Below are 11,634 nucleotides of genomic sequence, written 5' to 3'. Positions count from 1 at the left end.
CTCCCGGCGCTCGTGGTGTTCCGGACTGGGAAAATATCTCTATATACCGCTCCCCAGGAAACGACATGGTGTTCCGTCCGAATCGTCGCGTATGGGGCTCTCGAAGTACGTCGGACGGACGCCACGGGACTACGAGGGAGAGAAGACCGTCGAACGCGTCGCCTCACATCGCCGCTGGGACGTCGACGTCGAACGACGCGGCGACTGCAGTCACTGCGGAGCAGAGTTGGAGCTCCGGGAGCGACACCTCCTCGTGACGTTGACGGGACGGTCCGGGAACGACGGCGAACGCCACTACCTGTGTGGCCAGTCGTGTCTCGACGAGTGGTTCGACAGTTAAACCACCGGGTAGTATTACAAAGATATATCTCGGTAGGGACGTTGTCCACGGGTAGAGATGACCGACAGGAGGATCCGACCGTGAACGAGCAGTCCGCCGTCTTCGGCGTCGTGCTCGTCACGCTCTTCGGCTTCGCAGCACTGGGCGCGTGGCACGCTCGCGGACGAATCGGCTCCGTCGAGGACTTCATCTCGGCGCGGGACTCCGCGGGGACTCCGACGCTGACGGCGACCGTCGTCGCCTCCAGCATGGGCGCGTGGATCCTGTTCAGTCCCGCGGAGGCCGGGGCCGCCTTCGGTGGCGTCACGGCCGTCGTCGGCTACGCGGTCGGGTCGGCGCTCCCCCTGGCCTGCTACTCGTGGCTCGGCCCGCGCATCAGACGACTCATTCCCGAGGGTCACTCGCTGACGGAGTACGCCCACGCCCGCTACGGCCCCGTGATGTACGTCTACGTCCTCGTCGTCTCCGTCGCCTACATGAGCGTGTTTCTCGCCGCCGAGTTCACCGGCATCGCACTCGTGATGGAACGGCTCGCCGGCGTCCCGGGGTGGCAGACCGCGACGCTGGTCGGCGTGACGGTGCTTTCGTACACGGCCTACGGCGGCCTCCGAGCGAGCATGATGACCGACCGACTGCAGACGCTCGTCGTCCTCCCGCTGCTGTTCGTGGGCGTCGCCGTCGCGCTCGACGCACTCGGCGGACCGACCGCGGCGGCGACGTCGGTCGCGACCACCCGACCCGAACTGCTCTCGCTCGGCTATCTCCCGGGGCTGGAGTTCGGGGCGTACGTCGCCGTCGCGATCCTCGGTGCGGAACTGCTGAACCAGGCGTGGTGGCAGCGCGTCTACGCAGGCCGCGACGACCGGACGGTGGCCCGGTCGTTCCGACTGGCCGCCGTCTGCGTCGTCCCGATGGTGCTTCTCGTCGGCCTGTTCGGGCCGGTCGCGGCGGGTCGGGGGCTCGTCGCCGACCCCGCCGACGCCAGCGTGGCACTCTTCCTGGTCGTCGAGCGCGCCCTGCCCGCGTGGGCGACGCTGGTGTTCGCCCTGCTGGCGCTGTTGCTCGTGATCAGCAGCGCGGACACGCTGTTCAACGCCATCGCGAGCGTCGTCACCGCCGATCTCCCCCGGCTGGTCGACGTCCCGACCGACCGACTGACTGCGGTCGCCCGTCTGTTCACCGGCGTCGTCGCCGCCGTCGCCATCTTCGTCGGCGCGCAGGGGTACAGCGTGCTGACGCTGTTCCTCCTCGCCGACCTCCTGGCGGCGGCGACGTTTGGCCCGCTGCTGCTCGGCCTCTACTCGGAGCGGGCCGGGAGTCGCGGCGTCCTCGCCGCGAGTGCGCTGGGACTCGCCGTCGGGCTGGCTTTCTTCCCGCCTGCACGGGCCGCGCTGCCGACGGTGGGACTCCCCGCCCCCTCCTTCTTCGTCTCGTTCGTCGCCGCGGCGGGCGTCTCCTGCGGCCTCGCGGCGCTCTCGACGCGCGTCGGCGACGACAGATACGACCTCGACCGACTCGCCCGAACCGTCCGCCGGTTCGACGACACGTCACGGACGGTCACCGACGGTGGAGGGGTCGACGGGTCGCAGTCGACCGACGTCGACGACGGAAGGTAGATAACTCGTCGGCGCTCGCCTACTGCTGGACCTGCTTCTGAATCTCCTCGACGATCTCGGGGTTCCGCAGCGTCGTGGTGTCGCCGAGTTCCTCCTCGCCGTTGGCGATCTCCTCGAGCAGGCGACGCATGATCTTCCCCGAGCGCGTCTTGGGGAGTTCGGGGGTGAAGACGACCTGTTCGGGACGGGCGATCGGGCCGATCCCGCCTTCGACGCCCTCGACGATGCGCTCGCGCATCTCGTCGTCGCCGTCGTAGCCGTCCTCGAGGATGACGTAGGCGTAGACGGCCTCGCCCTTCACGTCGTGCTCACCGCCGACGACGGCGGCCTCGGCGACGCCCTCGACGCCGACGATCGCCGACTCGATCTCCATCGTCCCCAGTCGGTGACCGGAGACGTTGATCACGTCGTCGACGCGACCGAGGATGGTGATGTAACCGTCCTCGTCGATCTTCGCGCCGTCCTCGGGGAAGTACACCCAGTCGTCGGGGTCGTCGCTGTCGACGTCCGAGTACTCTCGCCAGTACTCGTCGATGAACCGTTCGTCGTTGTTGTACAGCGTCCGGAGCATCCCCGGCCACGGCTTGTTCACCGTGAGATAGCCCGCTCGGCCCGCCTCGACGGGTTCGCCCTTCGTGTCGACGACCGTCGCGTCGACACCGGGGAGCGGCGGCCCCGCAGAGCCCGGCTTCATCGTGCCGACGCCCGGGAGCGTCGTGATCATCATGCCGCCGGTCTCGGTCTGCCACCACGTGTCGACGACGGGGCACTCCTCCTCGCCGACGTGCTTGTAGTACCACTTCCACGCCCGCGGGTTGATCGGTTCGCCCACAGTACCGAGCAGGCGCAGGCTGGAGAGGTCACGTCGCTCGGGGAACTTGCTCCCCCACTTCATGAACGCGCGGATCGCCGTCGGCGCGGTGTAGAAGATGTCGACGCTGTACTTCTCGACGAGTTCCCAGAGGCGGTCGCGCTCCGGGTAGTCCGGCGTCCCTTCGTACATCAGCGTCGTCGTCCCGAGCGCCAACGGGCCGTAGACGATGTAGGAGTGGCCCGTGATCCACCCGATGTCGGCCGCACACCAGTAGGTGTCTCGCGGTTTCACGTCGAGGACGGCGTGGGCGGTCCACGCCGCGTAGGCGAGATAGCCGCCGGTGGTGTGTTTGACCCCCTTCGGCTGGCCGGTCGTCCCCGAGGTGTACATCAAGAAGAGCATGTCCTCGGCACCGCGCTCGACGGGGTCGACGCGGTTGCCGCTCTGCTCGGCGACGAGTTCGGCGTAGTCGTGTTGGTTCTCGCCCAGTCCGTGGCCGTGACCCGCGTCGCCGAGGCGGTCGACGACGACCGTTTCGACGTCGCGGTCGAGACTCTCCAGCCCCTCGTTGGCCTTCGCGAGGTGGTCGAGCGCGTCGCCGCGGCGGTAGTAGCCGTCACAGGTGACGAGATACGCCGAGTCCGCAGACCGCATCCGAGTCGCCAGCGCCTCCGCGGAGAACCCCGCGAACACCACCGAGTGCGGTGCGCCGATGCGGGCACACGCCAACATGGCGACGGGCAGTTCCGGCACCATCGGCATGTACAGCGTGACGACGTCGTCCTCCTCGACGCCCAGGTCGCGGAGCGCCGCCGCGAACTCGTTCACCTCGCGATAGAGGTCTTGATACGTGTACGTGCGCGTGTCGCCGAGTTCGCCCTCCCACTTGATCGCCACGCGGTTCTTGTCGCCGTTCTCGACGTGGCGGTCGACGCAGTTGTACGCCGCGTTCAGCGTCCCGTCGGCGAACCACTCGTAGAACGGCGGGTTCGAGTCGTCGAGGATCTCCTCGTACCGGGTGTCCCAATCGAGGAGTTTTCCGGCGCGGTCCCAACAGTCGGGCCAGTTCTCTTCGAACTCCTCGTAGATCCCCTCGTCGGTGACGTTCGCCTGCGCGACGAACTCCTCGGAGGGGTCGAACGCCTCCTGCTCTGCGAGTCGTGCTTCGAGTTCTCCGTCACCGTCTGTCATGTGGTATGCTACCGAACACTACACGATAAACCTAGTCCGCCCGCCGCCGGTCCGGACCTCGTTCGCCCGCCGACCCGAAACGCGATACGGCGTTCAGGCCAGTCCGATCTTCTCGCGGTACGCGCCGTACTTCGCCTCGAAGACGTCCATAATCTCGCCCATCGTGGCGTAGGCCTTCACGGCGTCGACGAGGACGGGCATGACGTTCTCCTCGTTCTCGATGGTCTCGCGGAGCTCGTCGAGCGCGGCTTCGACGGCCTCGTCGTCGCGTTCGGCTTTGACCTCGTCGAGACGAGCGAGTTGGCGCTCCTGTACTTCGTCGGAGACGTGCAGCAGGTCGGTCTCCGTGTCCTCGTCGCTACTGTACTTGTTGACGCCGACGACGACCTCCTCGCCCTCCTCGACGCGCTCTTGGTACTCGTAGGAGGCCTCCTGGATCTCGCGGTGGAAGTACCCCTCCTCGATGCCGGCGAGCACGCCGTCGCGGACGGAGCCGTCGCCCATCTCCTTGATCTCCTCGATGTAGGCCATCGTCTCGGCCTCCACCTCGTCGGTGAGCGACTCGACCATGAAACTGCCCGCCAGCGGGTCGACGCTGTCGGCCGCCCCCGACTCCTCGGCGATGATCTGTTGGGTGCGCAGGGCGACGCGGACCGCCTCCTCGCTGGGGAGCGCCATCGCCTCGTCGAAGGAGTTGGTGTGCAGCGACTGGGTGCCGCCGAGGACGCCCGCCAGCGCCTGGATCGTCACCCGGACGACGTTGTTCAGCGGTTGCTGGGCCGTCAGCGACTGTCCCGCCGTCTGGGTGTGGAACTTCAGCTGCTTCGAGCGCTCGTCTTCGGCTCCGTACCACTCGTCCATCACGCGGGCGTAGATGCGTCGGGCCGCGCGGAACTTCGCGACCTCCTCGAAGATGGAGTTGTGCGAGTTGAAGAAGAAGGAGAGCTGCGGGGCGAACTCGTCGACGTCCATCCCCCGCTCGACCGCGTCCTCGACGTAGGCAAAGCTATCAGAAAGGGTAAAGGCGAGCTCCTGTACCGCCGTCGACCCGGCCTCGCGGATGTGGTAGCCGGAGACGGAGATCGGTCGGATGCGCGGTGTCTCCGCGGCGGCGAACTCGACGGTGTCGGTGACTAACTTCAGAGATGGCTCCGGCGGGATGACCCACTCCTTCTGAGCGATGAACTCCTTCAGCATGTCGTTCTGGAAGGTGCCGCCGATCTGCTCGCGCGAGACGCCGCGCTGGTCGGCGAGCGCGACGTACATCGCGTAGACGACGGGCGCGGAGGGGTTGATGGTAAAAGAAGTAGTAACCTCGCCGATGTCGATGCCGTCGAAGAGGATCTCCATGTCGCGGAGCGTGTCGACGGCGACGCCCTCCTTCCCCACTTCGCCGTCCGAGAGCGGGTCGTCGGAGTCTTTCCCCATCAGCGAGGGCATGTCGAACGCCGTCGACAGCCCTGTTTGTCCGTTTTCGACGAGGAAGTGGAAGCGTTCGTTCGTCTCCTCGGCCGTCCCGAACCCGGCGAACTGCCGCATCGTCCACGTCCGCCCGCGGTACATCGTCGGGTAGACGCCGCGGGTGTAGGGGAACTCGCCGGGGAAGCCGAGGTCGTCCTCGTAGTCGAGGTCGGCGACGTCGTTCGGGGTGTAGAGGTCGTCTATCTGGAGGTTCGAGACAGTGGCGAATCGCTCTTTTCGCTCGCCGTGGCGGTCGAGAAGCGGGTCGCGGGTCTCCGACTCCCACTCGTCTCGGGACTCACGGATCGCCGCGAGGTCGTCCTCGTCGTACATGACGTGTAAGTTTTGCCGGACTATTGATTAAGGATTCGGGTCCGCGGACGACGCCGTCGAGAGTCGCATCACGAGCAGGGAGAAGAGGAGAAGAGCGGTGGAGAACGGAGCTATCGGCGCAGCGAGTAGACGAGTTGGTAGACGACGGTCGAGAGGACGAGTCCGCCGAGGAACACGCCCGCGAGGAGCGCCGGCGTGTTCAGCAGTTGGGCCAGTCGGCCGTCGGTGAGACTCGACGGGAGCAGGTCGGCCGATCCGCCCGTCGCGTCGTCACCCGAGGCGGTCGGCGAGCGCTCGCTCGTCGTGGTGTCGGTTGTGCCATCCGTCTCGGTGGTCTCGTTCGCCTGCACCGATCCCTCCGAGACGGTCACCGTCGTCGCGTCGCTCAGTCCCACGCGTTCGCCGTCGGCGCGGAGTTCGGCGTAGGCGCGGTAGTCGCCGGGTTCGAGGCCGGTCGTCGCGGTGTAGTTCCCCCCTTCCGACGCGGAGGCGTTCACCCGCGTGACGCCGTCGTCGCCGCGGACGACGACCACGACGTCGTCCGCGGCGGGCGCGTCCGCACGCTGGGTCGCGTTCACCGTGAAGGTGGTCGCGGTTCCGTTCTCGGCCCCGGCGTCCGCGGACGCGGTGCTCGCGGAGAGCGAGGTGTCGTAGGCGGTGACGACCAACGGCTTGGCGGCGTCGAAGTTCCCCTCGGCGTCGTGCGTCGCGAGGACGTACTCCCCGGGCGAGCGGTTCGCCGTCGCGAACGTCGCCGGTTCGCCGACGCCGACCGGGTACTCAACGAGGAGCGTCCCGTCGGTGTCGTAGAGGTGGACGTAAGTGGCCGAAGCGTTTCTGACGTCGACGGAGAGTTCGTCGCCGGCGCTCACGCGCGCGGTCTCCGAGACGGTGTAGTTCTCCTCGAAGAGCGTGACTGTCCGCGTCTCCGTCTCGACGGCGTCGTCGACGACGATCGACTGTCCGTCGCCGTCGGCGAGGACGACGCCCAGCGAGAGGGCCGTCAGGGTACACAGCGTCAGCACGAAGACGGCGACTCGTGTCGGCGGTCGGTTCATGGGTCGACCACCTCCAGCGCGCGGTATAGTCTTTTCATTCTCCACGCCGAATCTAGTCTCAATCTGGTATTCTGACTGAGTAATCTGCGAGACAGAGTGGTCAGGAGAACAGAAAGTACTTGGTGCGTTCTCGACTCCGTGGCGACATGCCACACACTCGACGGGACGCCCTCCTCGCCGTCGCCGGCGGTCTGTCGTTCGCCCTCTCCGGCTGCGTCTCCCGTGCTGCCAGCACCGGCGCTCGCGCCTACGACCGGACGACGGGCCCCTACGAACGCGGTCCGCGACAGGGCCGGGCCGACCCGCTGACGCTCGAAGAGACGGTCGTCGTCGACGACCCGGAGCTCGACTATCTCCCCGAGAGGAACGCCGTCCGGTTCCCGTCGCTGGTGAACGAGTCGGGCGTCGTCGCGACCGACACGATGCCGTTCGACCGGTGGTCACAGCTCCAGTGCGCCGAGGCAGCCCTCGATCCGGCGTGGCGCGTCGTCGAGGGACGTCTCGACAGCGACCCCGAACGACTCGGCCGGGGTGTCACTTCGAGCTTTCCGGGAATGGTCGTCGAGTTCTCACACACGACGACCGTCGACGACGAGGGAGCCGTCGTCTCCGCGCCGCCCGTCACCTTCGACCAACTCCTCGATCTCACTCCGAGGTCGGTGACGGCGACCGTCTCACTCGACGGCGAGACGGCGACGCACACGGTTCCGGTGCAGGTCATCGGGGTACGGACGCCGGAGGGACAGGAGTTCGACCTCGACCTCGAACAGCGAGAGATCGAGGTCGCATCGGAGAACGAGACGGAGCGAGCGGGTGGTTCGGAGTCGTCTGCACAGACAGTTCGAGGGCGCGCACCAGTCGTCACCGCCGAGAACCCGACCGTGGTGCACCGTTCGGCAGTCAGTTTCGACGGCGGCGAGACGACGCTCCGGTCGTGGGCCGAAGACGAGTGCGTCGACGTCGCCCTCGACGCCGCGCGAGCGGTGGTCGGCCAGCGACTCGGGGGGACCGACGGCGTCGTCTGGGGCACGACTGCAGCGGGTATCCAGGTCGAACTCGTCCGGGGAGTCGACCGAAACGGAACCGTCGTCTCGGAACCGGCGCACGAGGTGCAGGACGTGCTGGACGTGACGCCGAGCGCGGTACGAGTTCCGGTACGGTTCGCTGGCGGTAACGAGGAACTGGCCGAGCGAGAAGAGACGTTCACGGTTCCGGTGCGAGTACAGACCCGCATCGCCACGGCGTCGTGGGTCTGAGGGTCAGCCGAAGTTCTCGACTTTCGTGCCGTCGACGTCGCCGCCGGCGGCCTCCAGCGCCTCTAGCGCCTCGTCGACGAAGGCGGCGAAGCCGTAGACGAACACCTGCTCACCCTCTGCACCCGTGACCGCCTCGGCGACGGCGTCGGTGATGTCGCCGTCGGTGACGACGACGTCGGCGTCGGCGGCTTCGAGCGCCGTGAGTCGCTCCTCGTGGGCCGGGTCGCCGTCTTTGTAGACGACGGCCGCCTCGTGACCGTCGGCGAGCGCACGCTCTGCGATGGCGACGGCGGGACCGACGCCCGGGCCGCCCGCGAGGACGACGACGCGGGACTCGCCCTCGTAGTGGTCCGACCCGTAGGGACCGGACATCGCCACCTCGTCGCCCTCGCCGAGGTCGGCGAGGAACTCGCTGAACGGTCCGCCTTCCTCGGAGTCGATGCCGACGGTGACCTCGAAGGTGTCCGAGACGTCCGGCGATGAGAGCGTGTAGAAGCGAGCGTACCCTTCGCCGTCGATGGTGGCGGAGAGTTTGACGAACTGACCGGGTTCGGCGTCGAACCCCTGGGGCGACTCGAACTCGATGGCGACGGTGTCGGGCCCGACGGGGTTGGCGGCAGTGACAGTGACGGTAGCGTCCATACGCCGACCTTCTCGCGGGTGACCAAAGGGCCTTCTCATCGCGTGTCGGCGTGGCACGTCACGGTCTGGCAGGCACGTCACAGAACTGACCGTTCGTCCACCGGCAGGCGACCGGCTTTTTCAGAAGGCTTTTCATCCGACAAGGGGTACCTCCGAGACACATGCCTGCGGACTTCAACTGGGCCATCGGCGGGGAAGCCGGCGATGGAATCGACTCCACAGGGAAGATCTTCGCTCAGGCACTTTCGAGGGCTGGCCGGCACGTGTTCACGTCGAAGGACTTCGCCTCCCGTATCCGCGGCGGATACACGGCGTACAAAGTCCGCACGTCCGTCGACCAGGTCCAAAGTGTCGTGGACCGACTCGACGTTCTCATCGCGCTGACACCGCGTACCATCGAAGAGAACCTCGACGAGCTGCACGAGGGTAGCGTCATCATCTACGACGGTGAGCGCACTTCGATGCAGAACGTCGAGATCCCCGAGGGGATGATCGGGCTGGACGTCCCCCTCAAGAGCCTTGCCGAGGAGGCCGGTGGTGCCATCATGCGCAACGTCGTCGCCCTCGGTGCGGCCTGTGAGGTGACAGACTTCCCCATCGAGAACCTCGACAGCGCACTCGAGAAGCGCTTCGGGAGCAAGGGACAGAAACTCGTCGACAACAACAAAGAGGCTGCTCGCGCGGGGCAGAACTACGTCGCCGACGAGTTCGACCACGAGTTCGACTACGACCTCGAGACGACCGACAACGACTACGTCCTCCTGAACGGCGACGAGGCCATCGGGATGGGCGCCATCGCCGCCGGCTGTCGGTTCTACGCCGGCTACCCGATCACGCCCGCGACGAACGTGATGGAGTACCTGACGGGTCGGATCGAGCAGTACGGCGGTCACGTCATCCAGGCCGAGGACGAACTCTCCGCCATCAACATCGCGCTCGGTGCCGCACGCGCCGGTGCGCGGTCGATGACGGCGACGTCCGGCCCGGGGATCGACCTCATGGCCGAGACGTTCGGCCTCATCGCGACGTCGGAGACCCCGCTCGTCATCTGTGACGTCATGCGCTCGGGCCCCTCGACGGGGATGCCGACGAAACAGGAGCAGGGCGACCTCAACATGGCGCTGTTCGGCGGCCACGGCGAGATTCCGCGGTTCGTCCTCGCGCCGACCTCGGTCTCGGAGTGCTTCTGGAAGACCGTCGAGGCGTTCAACCTCGCCGAGAAGTACCAGACGCCGGTCTACATCCTCTCGGACCTCGCGATGGCGGTCACCGAGCAGACGTTCCCGCCGGAGGCGTTCGACATGGACGCAGTCGAGATCGAACGCGGCAACGTCGTCGACGACGACACCATCGACGAGTGGCAGAACGAGAAGGGGCAGTTCCAACCGCACGCGCTCGCAGAGGACGGTATCAGCCCGCGTGCCTTCCCCGGCACGTCGGGCGGGGCCCACATGAGTACGGGTCTCGAACACGACGAACTCGGTCGTCGGACCGAAGACACCGAGATGCGCGTCAAACAGGTCGACAAGCGCAACAAGAAGGTCGAGACGGCGAAGGAACGTGAGGACTGGAGCCCGCGCGAGTTCGGCAACCCCGACTCCGACCAGCTCGTCATCACGTGGGGGTCCAACGAGGGGACCATCGTGGAGGCGATGGGGTTCTTAGAGGAGGAGGGCGTCGACATCCGTCTCCTCTCGGTACCGTATCTCTTCCCGCGTCCCGACCTCTCCGAGGAGATCAACGACGCCGACGACGTCGTCGTCGTCGAGTGTAACGAGAGCGGACAGTTCGCGGACGTCCTCGAACACGACGCCCTGCGTCGCGTCAAGCGCGTGAACAAGTACAACGGCGTGCAGTTCAAGGCCGACGAACTCGCAGAGAACATCAAGGAGACGCTCCAAGCATGAGCTCGGAAGTCAGATTCACCGATTTCAAATCGGACAAGCAGCCGACGTGGTGCCCCGGATGTGGGGACTTCGGCACGATGAACGGGATGATGAAGGCGCTCGCCGAGACCGGCAACGACCCCGACAACACGTTTGTCGTGGCCGGGATCGGCTGTTCCGGCAAGATCGGGACCTACATGCACTCCTACGCGCTTCACGGCGTCCACGGGCGTGCGCTCCCGGTCGGTACGGGCGTCAAACTCGCCAACCCCGACCTCGAAGTGATGGTCGCCGGTGGCGACGGTGACGGCTACTCCATCGGTGCCGGACACTTCGTCCACGCCGTTCGCCGCAACGTCGACATGACCTACGTCGTCATGGACAACCGGATCTACGGCCTCACGAAGGGGCAGGCCTCGCCGACCTCGCGCGAGGACTTCCAGACGTCGACGACGCCGGAAGGCCCCAAACAGCCGCCGGTCAACCCGATGGCGCTCGCGCTGGCCGCCGGCGCGACGTTCATCGCCCAGTCGTTCTCCTCGGACGCCCTGCGTCACCAGGAGATCATCCAGAAGGCGATCGAACACGACGGGTTCGGCTTCGTCAACACGTTCAGTCCGTGTGTGACGTTCAACGATGTCGACACCTACGACTACTTCCGCGACTCGCTCGTGGATCTGCAGGAGACGGACCACGACTCCTCGGACTTCGACGCCGCCAAGGACAAGATTCTGGACTCCTCGAAGGAGTACATGGGCGTCATCTACCAAGAGGAGGACTCGGTCTCCTACGAACAGCAGCACGGCGTGACCGAGAACATGTCGGAGATCCCGGACGGCGCGCCCGAGGACGCGATGGATCTCGTCCGCGAGTTCTACTAACCGACCTTTTTCTCCGGGGGTCCTCAGAAACGCCAGGCGTTTCTGGGATCACGAGACGGCAGAGCCGTCTCGAACGACATCAGCCGCCTTCGGCGGTCACGAGACGCTTCGCGTCTCGCGAGCCAACCAGAACGCTCCGCGTTCTGGTGACGGCCT

General features: G+C 66.5%; 9 protein-coding genes. 5 read left to right on the top strand and 4 right to left on the bottom strand.

What is annotated here, in order from left to right:
- Window positions 1-91: 91 nt before the first annotated feature.
- Both EOHIBHHM_RS02230 and EOHIBHHM_RS02225 read left to right on the top strand, forming a co-directional pair.
- On the top strand, window positions 92-340 hold the full coding sequence (locus tag EOHIBHHM_RS02230; RefSeq protein ID WP_497254206.1) for a DUF7576 family protein: 249 nt from the start codon (window positions 92-94) through the stop codon (window positions 338-340).
- Between the two features lie 80 nt (window positions 341-420).
- Window positions 421-1,956 (top strand): sodium:solute symporter family transporter, encoded by a 1,536-nt coding sequence (locus tag EOHIBHHM_RS02225; RefSeq protein WP_497254204.1) that lies wholly within the window; start codon window positions 421-423, stop codon window positions 1,954-1,956.
- Between the two features lie 19 nt (window positions 1,957-1,975).
- On the opposite strand, the gene acs is transcribed toward EOHIBHHM_RS02225, so the two are convergent.
- The 3 genes from acs to EOHIBHHM_RS02210 all read right to left on the bottom strand — a co-directional run bounded on the left by acs (window position 1,976) and on the right by EOHIBHHM_RS02210 (window position 6,813).
- Window positions 1,976-3,961 carry an acetate--CoA ligase gene (acs, locus tag EOHIBHHM_RS02220; protein ID WP_497254202.1) on the bottom strand — a complete coding sequence of 662 codons (1,986 nt, stop codon included), beginning with the start codon at window positions 3,959-3,961 and terminating at the stop codon, window positions 1,976-1,978.
- A 93-nt stretch (window positions 3,962-4,054) separates the two neighbouring features.
- Entirely contained in the window at window positions 4,055-5,755 is a 1,701-nt protein-coding gene (locus tag EOHIBHHM_RS02215; protein WP_497254200.1) for a methylmalonyl-CoA mutase family protein, read from the bottom strand.
- 110 nt (window positions 5,756-5,865) lie between these two features.
- Window positions 5,866-6,813, bottom strand: a complete 948-nt coding sequence (locus EOHIBHHM_RS02210; RefSeq protein WP_497254198.1) for a hypothetical protein — start codon at window positions 6,811-6,813, stop codon at window positions 5,866-5,868.
- 146 nt (window positions 6,814-6,959) lie between these two features.
- On the opposite strand from EOHIBHHM_RS02210, the gene EOHIBHHM_RS02205 reads away from it, so the two are divergent.
- Window positions 6,960-8,069, top strand: a complete 1,110-nt coding sequence (locus EOHIBHHM_RS02205; protein ID WP_497254196.1) for a hypothetical protein — start codon at window positions 6,960-6,962, stop codon at window positions 8,067-8,069.
- A gap of 3 nt (window positions 8,070-8,072) precedes the next feature.
- On the opposite strand, the gene EOHIBHHM_RS02200 is transcribed toward EOHIBHHM_RS02205, so the two are convergent.
- Window positions 8,073-8,711, bottom strand: a complete 639-nt coding sequence (locus tag EOHIBHHM_RS02200; RefSeq protein WP_497254194.1) for an FAD-dependent oxidoreductase — start codon at window positions 8,709-8,711, stop codon at window positions 8,073-8,075.
- Between the two features lie 161 nt (window positions 8,712-8,872).
- Between EOHIBHHM_RS02200 and EOHIBHHM_RS02195 the strand changes: the two genes are divergently transcribed.
- Window positions 8,873-10,618, top strand: a complete 1,746-nt coding sequence (locus EOHIBHHM_RS02195) for a 2-oxoacid:acceptor oxidoreductase subunit alpha (protein ID WP_497254192.1) — start codon at window positions 8,873-8,875, stop codon at window positions 10,616-10,618.
- A complete protein-coding gene (locus EOHIBHHM_RS02190; RefSeq protein WP_089821403.1) occupies window positions 10,615-11,478 on the top strand; it encodes a 2-oxoacid:ferredoxin oxidoreductase subunit beta in 864 nt (287 codons plus the stop codon). Before EOHIBHHM_RS02195 ends, EOHIBHHM_RS02190 begins: the two co-directional genes overlap by 4 nt.
- Window positions 11,479-11,634: the final 156 nt, after the last annotated feature.

The organism is Halogranum roseipondis, from assembly GCF_059695585.1.
Note: the sequence above shows the minus strand (reverse complement) of the source record. Positions and strands in the feature narration are given on the sequence as shown.

Excerpts from the sequence above, each read along its gene's own strand:
- acs (WP_497254202.1), bottom strand. The coding sequence starts at position 3,961 with ATGACAGACGGTGACGGAGAACTCGAAGCACGACTCGCAGAGCAGGAG.
- EOHIBHHM_RS02215 (WP_497254200.1), bottom strand. The coding sequence starts at position 5,755 with ATGTACGACGAGGACGACCTCGCGGCGATCCGTGAGTCCCGAGACGAG.
- EOHIBHHM_RS02210 (WP_497254198.1), bottom strand. The coding sequence starts at position 6,813 with ATGAACCGACCGCCGACACGAGTCGCCGTCTTCGTGCTGACGCTGTGT.
- EOHIBHHM_RS02230 (WP_497254206.1), top strand. The coding sequence starts at position 92 with ATGGGGCTCTCGAAGTACGTCGGACGGACGCCACGGGACTACGAGGGA.
- EOHIBHHM_RS02195 (WP_497254192.1), top strand. The coding sequence starts at position 8,873 with ATGCCTGCGGACTTCAACTGGGCCATCGGCGGGGAAGCCGGCGATGGA.
- EOHIBHHM_RS02205 (WP_497254196.1), top strand. The coding sequence starts at position 6,960 with ATGCCACACACTCGACGGGACGCCCTCCTCGCCGTCGCCGGCGGTCTG.
- EOHIBHHM_RS02200 (WP_497254194.1), bottom strand. The coding sequence starts at position 8,711 with ATGGACGCTACCGTCACTGTCACTGCCGCCAACCCCGTCGGGCCCGAC.
- EOHIBHHM_RS02190 (WP_089821403.1), top strand. The coding sequence starts at position 10,615 with ATGAGCTCGGAAGTCAGATTCACCGATTTCAAATCGGACAAGCAGCCG.